This window comes from Sulfitobacter dubius (assembly GCF_900113435.1).
In the GTDB taxonomy this organism is placed as follows: domain Bacteria; phylum Pseudomonadota; class Alphaproteobacteria; order Rhodobacterales; family Rhodobacteraceae; genus Sulfitobacter; species Sulfitobacter dubius.
Genome location: NZ_FOPG01000002.1, coordinates 195,568 through 213,984, shown reverse-complemented (window position 1 = coordinate 213,984; position 18,417 = coordinate 195,568). Strand labels below are relative to the sequence as shown.

Annotated in this window: 20 protein-coding genes; 13 read left to right on the top strand and 7 right to left on the bottom strand. The window is 65.0% G+C overall.

Features of this window, described 5'->3' with window-relative positions; all coding sequences use genetic code 11:
- The first annotated feature begins 5 nt into the window (after nucleotides 1-5).
- From cobN to cobJ, 5 genes are read left to right on the top strand one after another with little or no spacing between them, the layout of a single operon-like run.
- On the top strand, nucleotides 6-3,248 hold the full coding sequence (cobN, locus tag BM229_RS09775) for a cobaltochelatase subunit CobN (protein WP_093927468.1): 3,243 nt from the start codon (nucleotides 6-8) through the stop codon (nucleotides 3,246-3,248).
- A complete protein-coding gene (gene cobG / locus BM229_RS09770) occupies nucleotides 3,245-4,393 on the top strand; it encodes a precorrin-3B synthase (RefSeq protein ID WP_208604056.1) in 1,149 nt (382 codons plus the stop codon). The genes cobN and cobG overlap by 4 nt, the downstream gene beginning before the upstream one ends.
- Nucleotides 4,383-5,012: a precorrin-8X methylmutase gene (locus BM229_RS09765; RefSeq protein WP_093927466.1), complete on the top strand. Its 630-nt coding sequence runs from the start codon at nucleotides 4,383-4,385 to the stop codon at nucleotides 5,010-5,012. The genes cobG and BM229_RS09765 overlap by 11 nt, the downstream gene beginning before the upstream one ends.
- Before the next feature lie 2 nt (nucleotides 5,013-5,014).
- Nucleotides 5,015-5,746 carry a precorrin-2 C(20)-methyltransferase gene (gene cobI / locus BM229_RS09760; RefSeq protein WP_093927949.1) on the top strand — a complete coding sequence of 244 codons (732 nt, stop codon included), beginning with the start codon at nucleotides 5,015-5,017 and terminating at the stop codon, nucleotides 5,744-5,746.
- Nucleotides 5,743-6,477: a precorrin-3B C(17)-methyltransferase gene (gene cobJ / locus BM229_RS09755; protein WP_093927465.1), complete on the top strand. Its 735-nt coding sequence runs from the start codon at nucleotides 5,743-5,745 to the stop codon at nucleotides 6,475-6,477. The genes cobI and cobJ overlap by 4 nt, the downstream gene beginning before the upstream one ends.
- On the opposite strand, the gene BM229_RS09750 is transcribed toward cobJ, so the two are convergent.
- Nucleotides 6,453-7,202 carry a cobalt-precorrin-6A reductase gene (locus BM229_RS09750; RefSeq protein WP_093927948.1) on the bottom strand — a complete coding sequence of 250 codons (750 nt, stop codon included), beginning with the start codon at nucleotides 7,200-7,202 and terminating at the stop codon, nucleotides 6,453-6,455. The genes cobJ and BM229_RS09750 overlap by 25 nt on opposite strands.
- On the opposite strand from BM229_RS09750, the gene BM229_RS09745 reads away from it, so the two are divergent.
- Genes BM229_RS09745 through cobF form a run of 7 tightly spaced genes read left to right on the top strand, consistent with a single transcriptional unit; the run spans nucleotide 7,201 to nucleotide 12,627 of the window.
- A complete protein-coding gene (locus BM229_RS09745; RefSeq protein ID WP_093927464.1) occupies nucleotides 7,201-8,382 on the top strand; it encodes a bifunctional cobalt-precorrin-7 (C(5))-methyltransferase/cobalt-precorrin-6B (C(15))-methyltransferase in 1,182 nt (393 codons plus the stop codon). The genes BM229_RS09750 and BM229_RS09745 overlap by 2 nt on opposite strands.
- Nucleotides 8,379-8,756 (top strand): cobalamin biosynthesis protein, encoded by a 378-nt coding sequence (locus BM229_RS09740; protein ID WP_093927463.1) that lies wholly within the window; start codon nucleotides 8,379-8,381, stop codon nucleotides 8,754-8,756. Before BM229_RS09745 ends, BM229_RS09740 begins: the two co-directional genes overlap by 4 nt.
- Complete coding sequence (gene cobM / locus BM229_RS09735) at nucleotides 8,753-9,538, top strand: precorrin-4 C(11)-methyltransferase (RefSeq protein WP_093927462.1); 786 nt, start codon at nucleotides 8,753-8,755, stop codon at nucleotides 9,536-9,538. Before BM229_RS09740 ends, cobM begins: the two co-directional genes overlap by 4 nt.
- Nucleotides 9,535-10,857 carry a cobyrinic acid a,c-diamide synthase CobB gene (locus BM229_RS09730; protein WP_093927461.1) on the top strand — a complete coding sequence of 441 codons (1,323 nt, stop codon included), beginning with the start codon at nucleotides 9,535-9,537 and terminating at the stop codon, nucleotides 10,855-10,857. Before cobM ends, BM229_RS09730 begins: the two co-directional genes overlap by 4 nt.
- Nucleotides 10,857-11,582 carry a uroporphyrinogen-III C-methyltransferase gene (gene cobA / locus BM229_RS09725; RefSeq protein ID WP_093927460.1) on the top strand — a complete coding sequence of 242 codons (726 nt, stop codon included), beginning with the start codon at nucleotides 10,857-10,859 and terminating at the stop codon, nucleotides 11,580-11,582. The genes BM229_RS09730 and cobA overlap by 1 nt, the downstream gene beginning before the upstream one ends.
- Complete coding sequence (locus tag BM229_RS09720) at nucleotides 11,579-11,881, top strand: DUF1636 domain-containing protein (protein WP_093927459.1); 303 nt, start codon at nucleotides 11,579-11,581, stop codon at nucleotides 11,879-11,881. The genes cobA and BM229_RS09720 overlap by 4 nt, the downstream gene beginning before the upstream one ends.
- On the top strand, nucleotides 11,878-12,627 hold the full coding sequence (cobF, locus tag BM229_RS09715) for a precorrin-6A synthase (deacetylating) (protein WP_093927458.1): 750 nt from the start codon (nucleotides 11,878-11,880) through the stop codon (nucleotides 12,625-12,627). The genes BM229_RS09720 and cobF overlap by 4 nt, the downstream gene beginning before the upstream one ends.
- Nucleotides 12,628-12,630: 3 nt before the next feature.
- On the opposite strand, the gene arfB is transcribed toward cobF, so the two are convergent.
- The 6 genes from arfB to BM229_RS09685 all read right to left on the bottom strand — a co-directional run bounded on the left by arfB (nucleotide 12,631) and on the right by BM229_RS09685 (nucleotide 17,907).
- Nucleotides 12,631-13,053, bottom strand: a complete 423-nt coding sequence (arfB, locus tag BM229_RS09710; protein WP_093927457.1) for an alternative ribosome rescue aminoacyl-tRNA hydrolase ArfB — start codon at nucleotides 13,051-13,053, stop codon at nucleotides 12,631-12,633.
- A 329-nt stretch (nucleotides 13,054-13,382) separates the two neighbouring features.
- Nucleotides 13,383-14,003 (bottom strand): queuosine precursor transporter, encoded by a 621-nt coding sequence (locus BM229_RS09705; protein WP_093927456.1) that lies wholly within the window; start codon nucleotides 14,001-14,003, stop codon nucleotides 13,383-13,385.
- Nucleotides 14,004-14,067: 64 nt separating this feature from the next.
- Nucleotides 14,068-14,982, bottom strand: coding sequence for an esterase-like activity of phytase family protein (locus BM229_RS09700; RefSeq protein WP_093927455.1), 915 nt, complete (start codon nucleotides 14,980-14,982; stop codon nucleotides 14,068-14,070).
- Nucleotides 14,955-15,899: a penicillin-insensitive murein endopeptidase gene (mepA, locus tag BM229_RS09695; RefSeq protein ID WP_093927454.1), complete on the bottom strand. Its 945-nt coding sequence runs from the start codon at nucleotides 15,897-15,899 to the stop codon at nucleotides 14,955-14,957. The genes BM229_RS09700 and mepA overlap by 28 nt, the downstream gene beginning before the upstream one ends.
- A complete protein-coding gene (locus tag BM229_RS09690; RefSeq protein ID WP_093927453.1) occupies nucleotides 15,896-17,269 on the bottom strand; it encodes an MFS transporter in 1,374 nt (457 codons plus the stop codon). The genes mepA and BM229_RS09690 overlap by 4 nt, the downstream gene beginning before the upstream one ends.
- Before the next feature lie 68 nt (nucleotides 17,270-17,337).
- A complete protein-coding gene (locus tag BM229_RS09685) occupies nucleotides 17,338-17,907 on the bottom strand; it encodes an acyl-CoA thioesterase (RefSeq protein ID WP_093927947.1) in 570 nt (189 codons plus the stop codon).
- A gap of 132 nt (nucleotides 17,908-18,039) precedes the next feature.
- Here BM229_RS09685 and BM229_RS09680 point away from each other — a divergent pair, with 132 nt between their 5' ends.
- Nucleotides 18,040-18,327 carry a YggT family protein gene (locus BM229_RS09680; protein ID WP_067935215.1) on the top strand — a complete coding sequence of 96 codons (288 nt, stop codon included), beginning with the start codon at nucleotides 18,040-18,042 and terminating at the stop codon, nucleotides 18,325-18,327.
- The last annotated feature ends 90 nt before the right edge of the window (nucleotides 18,328-18,417 follow it).

Sequence of the window (18,417 nt, the reverse complement as noted above, 5' to 3'; positions counted from 1 at the left end):
CGCGCATGCATGTCGTCTTTCGCGAAAGCCACGGGTTGGAGGATACCGACACCCCCTATGATCCGGGTCAAACGCCCGCTGATCTGGTGGTGCTGTCGTTTTCCGACAGTGACCTTGGGGCTTTCGCGGCAGGCTGGCATCGCGGCGGCGGCAAGGAGGGCAAGCTGCCCTCGCTGCGGCTGTGCAACCTCGTGGCGCTGCGGCACCCGGCCTCGGTCGACAACTACATCGAACAGACGCTGACCGGGGCCAAGGGCATCCTGATCCGCCTTATCGGGGGCGAGAATTATTGGCCCTACGGCATCATGCAGGTCCAAGATTTCGCCCGCCGGAATGACATTGCACTGGCCGTGCTGCCCGCCGATGGGCGCGAAGATCCGGGGCTGGACGCCCATTCGACTTTGCCGGTTTCCACGATTCGCCGTCTTGCGCATCTCTGTGACGCGGGCGGCCCGGTGGCGGCGCAGGCCGCACTGGCGCAGATGGCACTGGCGGCGGGCTTCTATGCCGGCCCCGTCATGGGCACGAAAACGGTGCCTGACTGCGGTTATTACGCCCCCGATCAGGGCGTGGTGTCTTTTGCCGACGTGGCAGGAGATACCGTCGCCGTTACCTTCTACCGCAGCTACCTTCTAGCCGCCGATACTGCGCCTGTCGACGCGCTGATCCGCGCGTTGCGGGCGGCGGGACTGAACGCCATCGGGCTTTTCGTGCCCTCGCTCAAATCCGATCCCGCGCGGAGCTTTCTGGACGATGCGTTGGCGGCGATGAAGCCCGTGGCCATCGTCAACGCCACCGCCTTTTCGGGGCGCGGCGATGATGGCACCTCCCCGCTCGATGCGCCGGGCTGCCCGGTGTTTCAGGTGGCCCTCTCCACCGCGCGGCGGCGCGATTGGGACGAAAGCGAGCGTGGCCTCTCGCCCGCCGATTTGGCGATGCATGTGGTCCTGCCCGAGGTCGATGGCCGCATCTTCGGCGGCGTTGTCAGCTTCAAGAGCCCCGGAAAGCGCGATCCCGATCTGCAATACTCCCGCTTTGCTCACCGCGCCGAAGAGGCGCGGATCGAGGCTGTCGTCGCCCGCGTGCTGGGCTGGCAACGGCTGGCGCAGAGCCCGGCCGCGGAGCGCAAACTGGCGCTGGTGCTCTCGACCTATCCGGGGCGGGGCGATCAACTGGCCCACGCGGTCGGGCTGGATGCTTTGGCCAGCGTCGAAGACATGCTGATGCGGCTGGCGGGCGAAGGCTATAGCGTCACGCCGCAGATCGGCTTTGGCCGCAGCCTCACCGAGCAGCGCATCTCATGGCCGCTGGCTGACTACCGTGCCGCTCTGGCCAGCCTGCCGCAGGCGCTGCGCGATGACCTCGCGCAGGCATGGGGGCAGGCCGAGGATGACCCGCTGGCTCAGGACGGCGCCTTTCACTTCGCGGCCCAAGCCTGCGGCAACGCGCTCGTCGCGCTGCAACCCGAGCGCGGCGATCTGACGGATCGCGAAGACAGCTATCATGACCTCGCCCGCACGCCGCGGCATTCCTATGTGGCCTTCTACCTCTGGCTGCGCGCGCAGGGGCATCACGCGCTGGTGCATGTCGGCGCGCATGGCACGCTGGAATGGTTGCCGGGCAAGGCCGTGGCCCTGTCAAACGATTGCTGGCCTGAGGCGCTGACCGGCGATCTGCCGGTGATCTACCCCTTCATCGTCAACGATCCGGGGGAGGCGGCACAGGCCAAGCGGCGCATCGGCGCGGTGACGCTCGGCCATCTGCCCCCGCCGCTGAAAGACAGCGAAACGCCCGAGGGGCTTTTGCGGCTGGAACGGCTGCTGGACGAATATTCCACCGCCGATGGGCTCGACCCATCGCGCCGCGACCGGCTGGTCGACACGATCCGCGCCGAGGCGCAGGCGGCGGGGGTCGAAGATGACCTTGGCCTCGATGCCGCCAGTTCCTCGGCCGAGGCGCTGACCCGGATCGACGCCTTTGTCTGCGACATCAAAGAAAGCCAATACGGCGATGGCCTGCACATCTTTGGCGCGGGGGAGGGCGAATGGGACGGGCTGCTGACCGCGCTTGCGGGGCGGCGCGTTACTGCTGGCCCGTCGGGTTCGCCCTATCGCGGGCGGTCGGATGTGCTGCCCACGGGGCGCAACCTCTATGCCGTTGATCCGCGCGGCGTGCCCAGCCGGGCCGCCCATGCGCAGGGCGTGAAACTGGCCGAGGAGCTTCTTAGGCGGCATCTGCAAGACAACGGCGATTGGCCGCGGGGGCTGGTGATTGACCTTTGGGGATCGGCCACCATGCGCACGGCAGGCGAAGAGGTCGCCATGGCGATGCATCTCGCGGGTCTTGCGCCGAAATGGGACGACGGCAGCGAACGTGTCTCGGGCTTTGAGGTGCTGCCACTGACCCTGCTGGACCGTCCGCGCATTGACGTGACATTGCGCATCTCGGGCCTGTTCCGGGATGTGTTTCCGGGGCTGGGGCAGATCTTCGAGGCAGGCGCCGCAGCATTGACTGAACGTGAAGAAGCGCCGGATATGAACCCCTATCTCACCCGCACGCCGCGCGTTTTTGGCCCCAAGCCGGGCCTTTACGGCGTCAACATGGAAGCGGCTTTGCAGGATTATTCCGACGCCGGTCGCGCCGCGGCGGGAGAGGCGTGGCTGAGCGGCTCCGAATGGGCAATCAACTCCAAAGGCGAAGCGCATCAGGACCGCGCCGCGCTGGAGGCGCAGTTGCACCGCGCCGATGGCTTTGCTCATGTGCAGGACTTGGCCGAAAGCGATATCCTGCTCGCCTCGGACTATGCCAGCCACGAAGGCGGCTTTGCCGCCGCGATGGCGCATCTGGGCGCGCAGAAGCCCGCGATGTACCACCTTGACCACACCCGCGCAGGCAGCCCGCGCGCGCGGTCGATGCCCGAAGAAATCGCCCGCGTCGTCCGCGCCCGTGCGGCCAATCCCGGCTGGGCCAGCGGCATGATGCGCCATGGTTTTCGCGGCGCGGCAGAGGTGGCAGCGACGCTCGACAACCTTGCTGCCTTTGCGCATCTGACCCGCGAAGTGCCTGCGCATCTCTTTGACCTTTATTTCGACGCAACGCTGGGGCGTGACGATCTGGTGGCCTTTATGGAGGCCGAGAACCCCGCCGCCTTGCAGGCCATGCGCGACCGTTTCGCCGCATTGCGCGAGGCGGGGCTCTGGGTGACCCGCCGCAACTCGATTTCAGCCGCGTTGGACGGGGTGGAGTGAGCCTAGCACCCGTCATCAAGGGCTGGTGCCCCGGCGCGCTGCGGCCAATGCTGTCGGGCGATGGGCTGGTGGTCCGCCTCAGGGTGCCGCAGGGGCGGTTGACCCCGGCTCAAGCGCGGGGCGTGGCGGAGCTGGCGCTGCGCTATGGCAACGGGATACTTGACCTGTCGAACCGGGGCAATCTGCAACTGCGCGGGATTGATCCCGCACGGCATGAGGAGCTGATTGACGCGCTTCGCGCGTTGGCGCTGATCGACGCCAACGAGCACACCGAGCGACGGCGCAACCTCATGGTGACGCCCTTCTGGCAGGCGGGTGATGATACGGATCATCTGACCCGGCAACTGACCGGCGCCGCGCAGAGCCACGCGCTGCCCGATGTCTCCAGCAAATTCGGCTATGCGGTCGATGCTGGGGCGCAACCGGTGTTGCAGGCAGACCCCGCCGACATTCGCTTTGAGCGCTCGGCGGGCGGGCAGCTTTTGCTTTGCGCCGAGGGGGCGGCATTGGGCAAACCGGTTTCCCGCGATACCGCCGTGGCTGAGGCCATCGCGTTGGCCGCATGGGTTCGCGCGCAGGGGGCCACCCGCGCCGCGCGCACTTTGGAGACGGGGGCGACCCTGCCAACGGGTTTCGACCATCCCCGTCAAAGCGGCCTCAGCACACCGACGCTCGGCCTTTATCCAGCAGGCGCGCTCGTCGCCTGCGCTTTTGGTCAGATGGACGCGGAAACGCTCACCGCCCTTGCCGACCTCGGCCCTTTGCGTCTGACTCCGTGGCGGATGGTGCTGATCGAAGGTGCCACCGAACTCCCCGACTTGCCCAGCCTCATCACCGATGCCGCCGACCCGCTCTTGCGCGTCGTCTCCTGTATCGGCGCACCCGGCTGCGCACAGGGCCGGGGCGAGACGCGCGGGCTGGCGCGGCACCTTGCTGCCGTGGTGCCAAAGGGGCAACGCCTGCATGTCTCCGGCTGCGCCAAGGGCTGCGCCGCGCCGCGCGCCACGGACTTCACCCTGACCGCCACTGCGCCGGACCAATATGACCTCATCCGCAATGGCCGCGCCGATGCGGCCCCTGATCTGCGCGGGCTAACCCCCGCCGCCATCGCCTCTCACCTTAGAAAGTCCGCCGATGCCCCATAGCTATATCACCGACGGTGCCGAGATTTACCGCCAGTCCTTTGCCACCATCCGCGCCGAAGCGGCGCTAGCGCGTTTCACCCCCGAAGAAGAGATCGTCGCCGTGCGCATGATCCACGCCGCCGGCATGGTCGGGCTGGAGGAACACATCCGCTTTTCCGAAGGCATGGCCGTGGCCGCGCGGGCGGCGCTGGAAGACGGCGCGCCGATCCTCTGCGACGCCTATATGGTCAGCGAAGGCATCACCCGCAAACGCTTGCCACGCGAGAATGACGTGATCTGCACCCTGCGCGACCCTTCGGTGCCGGACTTGGCTGCGAAGATGAGCAACACCCGCTCAGCCGCCGCGCTGGAACTTTGGCGGCCGCATCTGCAAGGTGCAGTGGTGGCCATCGGCAATGCGCCGACGGCGCTGTTTCACCTGCTCAACATGCTCGAAGACCCCGATTGCCCGCGCCCGGCGGCGATCATCGGCTGCCCCGTGGGCTTCATCGGCGCGGCGGAATCAAAAGAGGCGTTGATGCAGGATTTGCCAGTGCCTTCGATGATCGTGCAGGGGCGTTTGGGCGGCTCGGCGATCACCGTGGCGGCGGTGAACGCGCTGGCAAGCAGGGTGGAATGAAGATGGGCAAGGTTATCTGTGCGGGCCTTGGCCCCGGCGACCCGGAATTGATGAGCGTGAAATCCGACCGCGCCATTCGCGGCGCGCGGCATCTGGCGTATTTCCGTAAGAAAGGCCGTGCGGGGCAGGCGCGCCGGATCGTTGAGGGGATGTTGCGCGATGACGTGGTGGAATATGCGATGGAGTATCCCGTCACCACGGAATTGCGCTTCGATTCGCCCGAGTATCGCGCCCAGATGGTCGCTTTTTACGAGGAATGGGCCGACCGTTTGGAAACGCTGGCGCAAGATCACGAAGTGGTCGTGCTGTGTGAGGGTGACCCCTTCTTTTACGGCTCCTTCATGCATCTGCACACGCGGCTTCAGGGCCGCGCCGAGGTTGAGGTGCTGCCCGCGATTCCCGGCATGGTGGGCTGTTGGAATGCGCTGGATACGCCCTTCACTTGGGGCGATGACGTGATGACCGTGCTGATGGGCACACTGCCCGAGGCCGAACTGACCGACCACATGAAACGCGCCGATGCGCTGGTGGTGATGAAGACGGGCCGCAACCTGCCAACTGTGCGCCGAGCACTCGCGGCGGCGGGCAAACTGGATGACGCTTGGCTGGTCGAACGCGGCACCATGCCCGATCAGCGGGTGGCGCGGCTCTCTGACGTGGCGGATGACGACTGCCCCTATTTCGCGATCGTCTTGGTCCATGGCCAAGGCCGCAGGCCGGAGGCAGACACATGAGCGGCATTCTCCATATCGCGGGCCTCGGCCCCGGTGACGACGCGCTGGTCACGCCCGAGGTGACCGAGGCGCTGGCGCAGGCCACCGATGTCATCGGCTATATCCCTTACGTCGCCCGCGTCGCCCCGCGCGCGGGGCTGACGCTGCACCCCAGCGACAACCGGGTGGAACTGGACCGCGCGACCCATGCGCTGCAACTGGCGCAAGCCGGCGCGCGGGTGGTGGTGGTGTCTTCGGGTGATCCGGGCGTTTTCGCCATGGCCTCAACCGTGTTCGAGGCGGTGGAGCGTGACCCGGCGTTTGAGAGCGTCGACATCCGCGTGCTGCCCGGCATTACAGCGATGCTGGCAGCAGCGGCGCGGCTCGGTGCGCCCTTGGGTCATGATTTCTGTGCGATTAACCTCAGCGATAATCTCAAGCCGTGGACGATGGTCGAGCACCGTCTGCGGATGGCCGCGCGGGCGGATTTCGCCATGGCGTTCTATAACCCACGCAGCAAGTCGCGGCCGCATCAGTTCGCCGAGGCATTGGACATCCTGCGGGCCGAATGCGGGCCGGACCGGCTCATCACCTTCGCCCGCGCCGTGACCACGCCCGAAGAGGCGTTCAACACCGTCACCTTGGGCGAGGCGACGCCCGAGATGGCGGATATGCGCACTGTGGTGATCGTCGGCAATTCCGCGACACGGCGGGTCGGACGCTATGTCTATACGCCGCGCAGCGCGGTATGATGTAGCCAATGCATCACTTCGGTCACATCATTGGCGGCCACCTCGCCCGGCAGTTTCGGTCGCTCGGCCAAGATTACCGGCAGGCCAAGGCTGCGGGCTGCATCCAGCTTGGCCCGCGCGCCGCTGCCACCGGCGTTCTTGGCGACCACATGGGTGATCGCATGGGTCTGCATCAGCGCGGTATCCCCCGCCACGTCGAAGGGCCCGCGCGCCAGCACCACCGTTGCCCGGGGCAGCGGCAGCGGATCGCGTGGCGGATCGACGAGGCGCAGCAGATAGCGGTGCTGCGGTTTCGCGGCGAAAAGCGCAAGTTGCTGCTTGCCGATGGCCAGAAACACCCGCGCCGGGCTGTCGGGCAGGGCGGCGGGCAGCGCGGCGAGGTCAGGCATGAAGGTCCAGTTGTCCCCCTCCTGCCGCTCCCACGCGGGGCGCTCGAACCGCACCAGCGGCAGGTCTTGTCGGGCGCAGGCGACGAAGGCATTGTTGCTCATCCCCGCGGCAAAGGGATGGGTGGCGTCGACGACATGGGTGATCGCCTCGGCCTTGAGGTAGGTCACCAGCCCGGCCACGCCGCCAAACCCGCCGACGCGGGTGGGCAGGGGCTGGGCCTCCGGGCTGTCGGTGCGTCCGGCATAGGAAAACACGGCGTCGATCTCGGCTTTGACCAAGGCGCGCGCAAGGACGCTGGCTTCGGTGGTGCCACCCAAAAGAAGGACGCGCATAATGGGTGACCCTTGGCTCAGCATCATTGGAATGCCCGACGATAGCGCGGATGCCTTGCCCCCGGCAAGCCGCGCGGCACTGGCAGAGGCCGAGGTGATCTTTGGCGGACCGCGTCATTTGGAACGGGCAGACGCAGGCACGCGCGGGCGGGCGTGGCCGGTGCCCTTCTCGGTCGAGCCGGTGCTGGCCGAGCGGGGCAAGCGGGTGGCGATGCTGGTCTCGGGCGATCCCTTTTGGTTTGGCGCGGGCGGCAGCATCGTCGGCGCGTTGGACCCCGACGAATGGCACAGCCTGCCCGCGCCTTCGACCTTCTCGCTGGTGGCCAATGCGCTTGGCTGGCGGCTGGAGGAAGTCACTTGCCACGGTCTGCACGCGGCACCGCTGGCGCAATTGCGCGGTGTGTTGCGTCCCAAGGGGCGGATGATCTGCTTGCTGCGCGATGGGGATGCGCCTGCGGCATTGGCACGCTTCCTCTGCGAACAGGGCGCAGGTACGGCGCAAATGCATGTGGCCGAACGGCTTGGCGGCCCCGATGCGCGGCTGCGCGCGGTGCAGGCGGATGGCTTCGATCTGACGGATGTGCAAGCGCCAGTGGCGGTCGGGGTGGAATTAACCGAGGCCATCGGCCTGCCGCGCACCCCCGGCCTGCCGGATGACCATTTCGCCAGCGACGGGCAGATCACCAAAGCGCCGGTACGGGCGCTGACGCTTTCGGCCCTCGCCCCCCGGCCCGGGGACCTGCTGTGGGACATCGGCGCAGGCAGCGGCTCGGTCTCGGTGGAGTTTTGTCTTGCCGGTGGACGCGCAATCGCCTTTGAGCAGCACGCGGCGCGGGTGGAGAATATCGCCCGCAACATCACAGATTTTGGCCTGAACGCCCGGATGCAGGCTGCCCATGGCCGCGCGCCAGAGGTCTGGGCGGGGCAGCCTCTGCCGGATGTGGTCTTTGTTGGCGGCGGTGGCAACGCGGCACTTTACGATGCCCTCTTGCCTGCGCTACCAGCGGGCACGCGGCTGGTCGCTAATGGGGTGACACTGGAAACCGAAGCGCTCTTGGCGCAGCTTCACGCGGCGCATGGGGGCAGTCTTTTGCGGATCGAACTGGCGCAGGCCGCACCTTTGGGCCGGATGCGCGGCTGGCAGCCCCTGCGGCCCGTGGTACAATGGAGCGTAACACTATGAGGATGGCCGGGATCGGATTTCGGGGCGCGGCAAGCGTGGCATCTCTGCGCGATGCGCTGGCGCGGGCCAACCCAGATGGCCTCAAGTTCGATGCGCTGGTGACCGAAGCCGCCAAGGCCCGCGCCACCGTCTTCCGCGAATTCGCGCAAGAGTTGGGCGTGCCGGGGCTGGGCATCACCACCGAAGACTTGGCCCGCATGATAACCCCCACGCAATCGGCCCGGATCGAAGACCGCTTCGGCACCGGGTCACTCTCGGAAGCCGCCGCATTGGCCGCCGCCGGACCGGGAGCCGTATTGGTTGCCGAGCGCGTAGTTTCAGGCGATGCCATGGCCACAGCGGCGATTGCCGAGACGAAAGGAAAAACACCGTGACTGTACATTTTATCGGAGCGGGCCCGGGGGCGGCGGATCTCATTACCCTGCGCGGGCGCGACCTGATCGCGGCCTGCCCGGTCTGCCTCTATGCCGGATCGCTGGTGCCCGACGCGCTCCTGAGCCACTGCCCCGAGGGCGCGCGGATCGTTAACACCGCGCGGCTGTCGCTGGACGACATCATGGAAGAGATCGCCGCCGCCGATGCCGCAGGGCATGACGTGGCGCGGCTGCATTCTGGCGATCTGTCAGTCTGGTCGGCGATGGGCGAACAGTTGCGCCGGTTGCGCGAGATGGGCATCGCCTATGACGTAACGCCGGGGGTGCCGTCCTTTGCCGCTGCGGCGGCAGAATTGGGAGCCGAATTGACCCTGCCGGGCGTGGCGCAATCGGTAATCCTCACCCGCACCTCGGGCCGCGCTACGGCGATGCCCGAAGGGGAAACGCTCGCTAATTTCGCCCGCACCGGCGCGACGCTGGCCATCCATCTGTCGGTGCATGTGCTCGATAAAGTCGTCGAAGAACTGACCCCGCATTACGGTGCCGATTGCCCCGTGGCCGTGGTCTGGCGTGCAAGCTGGCCCGATCAGCGCATCGTCAAGGCGACGCTTGCGACCCTGCGCACAGAGGTCGGCGAGGAAATGGCCCGTACCGCGCTGATCCTCGTGGGCCATGCCATCGGAGCCGAAGATTTCGGCGAAAGCCGCCTTTACGCCGCTGATTATGACCGCCGCTTCCGCCCCGTCGGGGCCGAGCCGCGCTTTCCGGAGACCTTCTCATGATCCCCCCCGGCCTGCTGATCTCTGCTCCCGCTTCCGGCACGGGCAAGACGACCTTGATGCTCGGCCTGCTGGCCGCGCTGCGCGCCGAAGGCGTCGCGGTGCAGCCGTTCAAAAGCGGCCCGGATTATATCGACCCGGCCTTTCACACGGCGGCCTCTGGCCGGGCGTCTTTCAACCTCGATAGTTGGTCGATGGACCGCGCGCGGATCGAAGGGCTGGTCGGCAATGCCGATGGAGCCGAGTTGATCCTGGGCGAAGGGTCGATGGGGCTGTTTGATGGCGTCGCCAAACCGGGTGCCTGTGGCAATGGGGCGAGCGCGGATGTCGCGGCGCTGATGGGCTGGCCGGTGGTGCTGGTGCTGGATGTGTCGGGTGCGGCGCAATCGGTGGCGGCCACGGCGCTTGGCTTTCGCGAGATGCGGCCCGATGTGGAACTAGCGGGCGTGGTGTTGAACCGCGTCGCCTCCCCCCGGCATGAGACGCTGGTGCGCGCGGGGATGGAGGCCGTGGGCATCGAGGTTTTCGGCGCGCTGCCGCGCCGGGTCGAGATCGAAATGCCCGAGCGGCACCTCGGGCTGGTGCAGGCCGGAGAGCAGGAAAACCTGCCCGATCTGCTGGAACAGGCAGCGGCTTTCGTGGCCGCGCATGTCGATATCCCGGCGCTTCGGGCCGCCGCGCGGGGCACCTTGCAGAACCCGCCCGCGCCCGCACAGATCACCCCGCCCGGACAGCGCATTGCGCTGGCGCAGGACAACGCTTTTGCCTTTGTCTATCCGCATTTGCTGGCGGGATGGCGGGCGGCGGGGGCAGAGATTCTGCCCTTTTCTCCGCTGGCAGATCAGGCACCGGACGACAGCGCCGATTGCTGCTGGCTGCCCGGCGGCTATCCTGAACTCCACGCCGGGAAACTCGCCGCCGCCGCGCATTTCCGCAAAGGGCTGCGCGACTTCGCCGAGACGCGCCCCGTGCATGGCGAATGCGGGGGCTATATGGCGATGGGCGCGGGCCTCATCGACAAGGAAGGCACCCGGCATGAGATGGCGGGGCTTCTGGGGCTGGAGACCTCTTTCGCCAAACGCAAGATGCATCTGGGCTACCGTCAGGCCGACCTCAACGCGCCGATCCCCGGCCATTCGGCACGCGCCGAGTTGCGCGGGCATGAGTTCCATTATGCCACGATCCTTGCCGAGCCAGACGCCCCGCTGGCCCGCATCACCGACGCCAACGACCTTGAAGTGCCTGAGACTGGTTCCGTCCGCGATTTCGCCGGGGGCGGGCGTGCCACGGGCACCTTCTTTCACATGATCGCGGCGCTGTGATGGGGGGCTTTGTTTCCTTCGTTTCTTCCGGTCCGGGCGATCCGGAACTGCTGACCGTCAAGGCCGTGGCGCGGTTGCAAGCGGCTGATGTGGTGCTGTTTGACGACCTCAGCGCGGGCCCGATTCTAGAGCATGCGCGGCCCGATGCGGACTTGATTGGTGTCGGCAAACGGGCCGGGCGCGCCTCGCCAAAGCAAGACCATGTGAGCCGGGTCTTGGTCGATCATGCTCAGGCCGGGCTGAATGTCGTGCGGTTGAAATCCGGGGACAGCGGCATGTTCGGGCGGCTGGAGGAAGAGATCATCGCGCTGCGGGCAGCGGATATTCCTTTCGAGATCGTGCCGGGCGTGACCGCCGCCTCTGCCGCCGCCGCTACCGCAGGCATCCCGCTGACACGCCGCATGACCGCGCGGCGCGTGCAGTTCATCACCGGAGCGGATGTGACCGGAGAGTTGCCCCATGACGTGAACATGGCCGCCTTGGCCGATCCGATGGCGACCACCGTGGTCTATATGGGCAAACGCACCTTTGCCGGGCTTGCCGCGCGGCTGATCGAACACGGGTTGCCCGGCACCACGCCCGCGCTGCTGGCCGAGGCGGTTTCGACCCCGGCGGAGAAGGTGCAGCGCTTTACCATCGAAACTTTGGCGCGCCACCTGGAGAGCGCCAGCAGCACCACGCCCGCGCTGATCTTTTACGGGCCTTTGGCCGAGTTCGAGGCGTGAAGGCTTTCGTTTGCACATCCTGCACCGCCGATGGTGGTTTTCTGGACGTTGTCCGCGCCGGATTGTCTGATGTGGAGGTCGAGGGCATCGACTGTATGTCGGGCTGTACGCGGGCGCAAACGGTCGCCTTTCGCGCGCCGGGCAAGGTGGCCTATCTGTTCGGAGAGATCACGGAAACCGACTTGGATGACCTGCGCCGTTTCGTGACGCTCTATGCCTCCTCTGCCGATGGGAAATTCCCCGATGCGCGGGTGCTTGGCGGGCTGCGTTTAAAGGCAATCGCGAGGATACCGGGATGACTGATCTGGAACTGACATTGATCGGCATCGGCACCGGCAACTCTGAGCATCTGACGCTACAGGCGATCCGGGCGATGAACGCGCAAGACCTGATCTTGATCCCGCAAAAGGGCGCGGGCAAGGACGATTTGGCAGGTCTCCGGCGCAGTATCTGCGACGAGGTGCTGACCAACGAGGCGGTGCAGATCGTCGGCTTCGATCTGCCCGTGCGCGACCCTGCGATTGAGGAGTATCGCGCCCGCGTCGACCAGTGGCATGACGCGATTGCCGATGCGTGGCGCGGGGCGATGGCCCAGCATCCGTCCGCCCGGCGGGTGGCGCTGTTGGTCTGGGGCGATCCGTCGCTTTATGACAGCACCCTGCGCATCGCCGCGCGGCTCGACCCCGCACCGCGCATGACCGTGATCCCCGGTATCACGTCTCTGCAAGGGCTGACCGCGTCTCATGCGATCCCTCTGAATGAAATCGGTGCGCCTTTTATGGTGACCACCGGGCGGCAGTTGCGCGATCACGGCTGGCCCGAGGGGGTCGATACGTTGGTCATCATGCTGGATGGCGACTGCGCATTTCAGACGTTGGAGCCTGCGGGCGTGACGATCTGGTGGGGCGCCTATGTCGGCATGGCCGAAGAGATCATCCGCCATGGCCCGCTGGCGGAGGTTGCCGAAGATATCATCGCCACCCGTGCCGCTGCTCGGGCGGCGCATGGCTGGATCATGGATATCTATCTGCTGCGGCGCGGCTAAGGTTCAGGTATCTGGATCGACCTTACCGCGCATCGCCTTAACCTCGCCACGCACCTTCTTGGCCTTGAGGCGGCGCTTCTTCGACCCCAGCGTCGGGCGGGTCGCGATGCGGCGTTTGGGCGGGGTGAGGGCGGTGCGGATCAGCTCGGCCAGCCGCTCGCGCACCAAGTCGCGGTTGCGCGCCTGACTGCGGGTTTCGTCACATTGCAACACCAGCGCGCCTTCGGTGGTCCAGCGCCGCCCGGCCAAACGGCGCAGTCGGTTTTTGACGGGCTGCGGCAGGGAGGGCGAGGTGGCGGCTTCGAACCGCAATTCTACCGCCGAGGAAACTTTGTTCACATTCTGCCCGCCGGGGCCGGAGGCGCGCATGAAGCTTTCCGTCAGCTCCCAATCTTGAATAGCGATGTCATCGTTGATGTGCAGCATGAACTCTCCTTGCCCCGCAACATGCCAGCCCGCGCGGTGAGGGTGAAGGGGGAATGCGAAATGGGCCGCCCCTTGCGGAACGGCCCAATCGAATGGTTTCAGGAGGGGGATCGGTTAGACCGATGTCCACCAGGTGGTTGCACTGCCAGGGGCTGCCCTAGCAGGAAACCCCGCTGGCTGTTCCGACACCTCGCTCCAATACCTTTCTTGACACTGGATCACCTCCTTTACATTTGTTGAACTCACCCTGAGCGTTGCACAGGTTTTGAAATTCGCAAAGCGTTTTCTTGAAGGTGCGACGGCAAGGTGGTGGCCCCTTGCCGCCGGTCTTATGCGCGGGCTGTCAGCCGTGCTGTCAGCAGCCGGAAGGGGATCAGCGCAATCAGCGCGATGGCCAGTTTGACCGACCAATCCGCCACGGCGAGCGAGATCCAAAGCGGCGCAACGGGGCCCGCGCCCAACAGCGGCAAAGCCTCGGTCGCCCATGCCACATCGGTGGCGGGGTGGATGAACGACAGGCTGGCCGAAAAGGCGATGGAGAAGAACAGCGCGGTATCGATCGCGCTGCTGATCAGCGTGCTGACCAAGGGCGCGCGCCACCACGCGCCATCGCGGAAGCGGTTGAAGATAGTCACGTCAAGCAGTTGCGCGACGAGGAAGGCCGTGCCTGAGGCGACGGCGATGCGGATGGTCACCAGCGGGCCGAATTCGCCCATGATCTGGGTGCCGATCAGCGAGCAGATCAAGCCGACGACAAAGCCCACCAGCACAACCCGGCGGGCGGCGGAGGCCCCGTAAAGGCGGTTCATCACATCGGTGACGAGGAAAGCCAGCGGATAGGTGAAAGCGCCCCAGGTCAGCCATTGGCCAAAGAGGAACTGAACAAGGATATTCGAGGCCACGACGATGGCGGCCATGGCAAGAATGCCGGGGAGATAGGTGCGTGTCATATGTGAACCGTTTTGTGCAAGGGTGCGGCGACTTGGCCTGCGGGGATCGCAGACGGAACGGTCTTTAGTCTTCGGAACCCGGTTTGGCAAGGATCAGCTCAACGACCTCATTGCGCTGCACCGGGAAAAAATTATCGTCCGACAGCAAGGTAAGCCGCGTTTGCCCTCCCGGGTCTTGCCAAGTGCTGAGCGCTTCGAGGTTGTCATATTGACCGGGACCCGAGGTCAGCAGGGTGGTTTCGCCAAGGTTTGGTGCGGTGAGGTCGAAACTGCGAATGCGGCTGCGGAACCCCAGCGGCGTCACCGTGCGCTCCAAAAGGTATAGCGTGCCATCTTCGGCAAAGTCCGCATCCACAGGCAGAAAAGGGCCTCGGCGCGGGATCTCTCCGACAATCGACCATATCTTGCCGTCAAAGGCATAAAGCGGAAAGGGGCGGTCTTCGGCTCCGGAGCGTTCGGGCATGGTAAAGAGCCGCCCGTCAGGGTGGGCGGCCAGCGTCTCCATCCCCGCGTTCGGTTCGAACCGAGCGAAATCTTTGTGTTTGGGCAACGGCATGGTGACCCCGCTTTCAGGGTCGAGCCGGGCCACGTGATGGCTGTGTTCGAATGCCACATAAAGCTGCCCAGTGTCATCCTGCGCCAGCGCTTCAGCATCACGCATTTTATCACGCAAGGCGTTGCCTTTTGGCCCCTTGAGGGGTGTGTGTTTGTCAAGTTCGACAGCGACCAAACGGCCATCCTTGCGCAGCATGCGGGCCTGCACGACGCGCCCACGGTCAGAGACGGCGGTAAGCCGCGTGCCATCCGCGTTTACCTCAACACCCGAAAAACCGCCAAACCACGGGGCCGGGTGGGCCCATGTCAGCACGCTGTCCACCTGCACCACCGGCTGTGTCTGCGCGGCGGGGGCCGCGCAGGACATCAGCAAACAAAGCGGTAGGAAGGCGCGGATCAGTTTGCGTTCAAGACGGCGTTGCATTGCGCAGGCAGGTCCGCAAGCAGCAGTTCGCGCTTGGGCTTGGGGGTGGTCTTGGGCGTATTCGGATCGGGCTTTGGCGGGTTCAGGATGTTCGCCTGCCATTGCCGCGCATCGGCGCAGCCGTCACCGGGTGGGGGTGGCACCTGATCCACGCAGCCGCGCGCGCCTTTGGGGCAAGCGATGCGGATGTGGAAATGGTAGTGGTGCCCATACCAAGGACGGATCTTGCGCAGATAACTGCGGTCACCTTTCTCATCCGCGCACATTTGAACCTTGGCACCGGGGAAAACAAAGATGCGCGCGGTGCGGGGGTCTTGGGCCGCGGCCTTGATGACTTCGTGATGCGCAGGGGTCCAAGAGGAATTCACATAGGCCCCGCTGGAACGACGCATGGAGATCGACGAGATATTCTCACGTTGCGCCCGGCTGAGGTTCAGCGACTTTGGCGGGAGCATCCAGATATCAGCATCCAGCCCCATTTGGTGGCTGGCGTGGCCTGTCAACATAGGCCCCCCGCGCGGTTGGCTCATATCGCCGACATAGACGCCTTCCCAACCCGGTTGTTGTGCGGCTTTGCGGCTGAGCATTTTGACCATATCGATCATCTCAGGATGTGCCCAGTTGCGGTTGCGCGATAGGCGCATGGCCTGCCATGTCGGCCCCGTTTCTGCCAGTTGTTCCGCCCCGGCAAGGCAGCCCTTGGAGTAGCTGCCATAGGCGGCAGGCGATTGAGCGGAGGCGAAATTCTTGGCCCCGAACAGGCGCTTGGCCTCCACGTTGCTCAGCGCGCCGCCCGATGACCCGATGGTGGGCAGGGCGACTTTTTCGCCGCTGATATCGGTTTCGGTCCGGTCGCCCCCGCAAGAGGCGAGCGCAAAGGCCAGTGCCACGGAGGTCAGGGTGCGAAGCAGCGTCATGTGGCGAAATCTCCCTTGGGTTTGACCCAGGCTAACAGGATCAATCCGATGATGAAAAGCCCTACGACAGGGGTGATGCCAAGCCGTTGGCTGCCGGTGAGGTCACTTGTCAGCCCGATCAGCGCCGGGGCGAGGAAGGATGTGGCCTTGCCCGACAGCGCATAGAGGCCGAAAGCCTCGGTCATCCGCTCGGGGTTTCCTTGCCGTGTCAGCATGTTACGCGAAGACGCCTGCAGCGCACCGCCCGCCGCCCCGATGGAGGCACCCGCGACATAGAACAGGATATCGGGCAGGGCAGACCCCTCTGGCAAAGAAACGCCCATGACAGAATTTGGCCCCAAAGAGATGATGAGACAGGCCGTTGCGATAAGAATGATGCAGCAGGCCACGATCACCGGCATCGGGCCGATGCGCCGGTCAATGCGCCCGCCCAGCACGCAGAACACCGCGCCGGAAATGGCGGCAAGGATGCCGAAGATGCCAATCTCTTGGATCGACCAATCCAGCACGCCAAGCGCATAGACCCCGCCGAAGGTGTACATCCCGTTCAGCGCATCGCGGTAGAACATGGAGGAGCCAAGATAGGCCAGCAATGAGGGATGCTTTTGCAGACCGCGCAGGGTGCGCAGCAGATCCGACAGACCCGCGCCCACACGATAGCGTACAGCACCGGGCTTCGGTGTGTCGCTTATGTAAAGGAAGAAGGGGATCATAAAAACAGCATACCAGATCGCCGCCATCGGGCCGACGATGCGTGTGTCAGCCTTGGTTGATTGGTCCAATCCGAACAGCGGCGTAAGCCCTGCCATGGTGCGACCATTCGCGCCGCTTTGAAACAGGGCAATCATCGCAATCAGCGCCAGTACCCCACCTGCATATCCAAAGGCCCAGCCATCGCCCGAAATGCGCCCCCGCTCATCCGCGTCGGGGTGCAACTCGGGCAGATAGGCGTTGGTAAAGATCGTGGCAAACTCCATCCCGATCAGGCCGATGCCAAAGAAAAACAGCGCCCAAAGCATTGAGAAATCTGCCGGGGCAGTCCACCACAGCGCGCCTGCGCCCACCACATACATGACCGAGAAAAGCCAGAGCCAAGGCATCCGCCGCCCGGAGGAATCCGCGACAGCCCCCAACACCGGGGCCAAAATCGCAATCGCAATGCCCGCAAGCGCCAGACCATAACCCCAATAAGCCTGCGCCTGCGCTTTGGCGGCGCTGAGGTCCATCCCGCCTTCGACCAGCGCATTGGTCGCGGTCTGGGCGAAATAGGGGCCAAAGATGAAGGTAAGCAACAGGGTGTTATAGGGCTGGCTGGCCCAGTCGAAAAAATACCATCCCCAGATGCGCTTGCGCCGCGTGATCTCTGCCATAATGCGCCCCTTCGCGGCCTGCCTCGGTTTGAGTTAGAGCAGGGCGCGGGACAAGGCGCAAGCGTGGCTTAACCGGCGGGGGCTTGAGGACTGGTGCCTGCGTCCTGCATTGGCGGCCAAGCACGATGGCTGTCGGCGCGGATCCATTCGGCCACCCAGCTCGGCACCTCTGGCGAAGGTTGTTGCCGCCCCATAGCGCCCAGCACCTTTTCCGGCGGGATCAAACCATTGCGATCGGTCACGGCAGAGCGATACAGCACATGGCTCGCGCATTCGCCGTTCTTCTTCCACATGGATTGTTCCAGATAGATGAACTTGTCATCCCAACACAGCGTTCGGCTGCGCATCTCGAACTTCTCAAATATGCGAATGCGGCGGCGGAACCGGGTGCTTGAGCCTGCGATTGTGATCGCCCATTTGTTCTGCCGAAGCAGCGTAATCAACCCGGCACGCTGCGCCATGGCGGTGCGGCCCAGATCATAGAGCGACAGCGCCCGCCCGTTGTTCAGCTCCATCCAAATATCGAGGTCATGCGGCCAGCAGATGTGATGGCTGACATGGGTGTCGGTCAGGTTTTCCAGCGGCGCCTGCCGCGCGGCGACGATGACGTCTTTGGCCATGCGGATGATCGGGAACATGGGGCTTTCCTTTGTCGTGACGGTGTCGATCTGCGGCGGAAGCGCTGCGCGGTCAAGCATATACGTCGCGGCACTCTTGCCCTTTGCGGACGGGGCGCTTAACTGTCTTGCGTCACACCAAGGGGATATTCCATGACGTCACTGTTCCAGATCCTGATGCTGCTTTTGAACATCGTTTGGTTCATTGTCATCGCCCATGTCATCATGTCTTGGTTGATCAATTTTCAGGTGCTGAACCTGCGCCAGCCCTTGGTTGCGCAAATCTGGGACGGGCTGAACCGCATTCTAGAGCCGGTTTATAGCCGCGTGCGCAATGTGATTCCGCCGATGGGTGGTTTGGATCTGGCACCGTTGATCGTGCTGATCGCCGTGGCCGTCGCGCGGATCGTGCTGACCAACAACGCCGCAGCCTTCTACTGACGCGCCGCTTGCGAGATTATACCGCGCGTATCTAGCCTTGTTCACGATTTGTTAGTGTGGGAGTCTGCATGAAAAGAGCAGACAATCTTA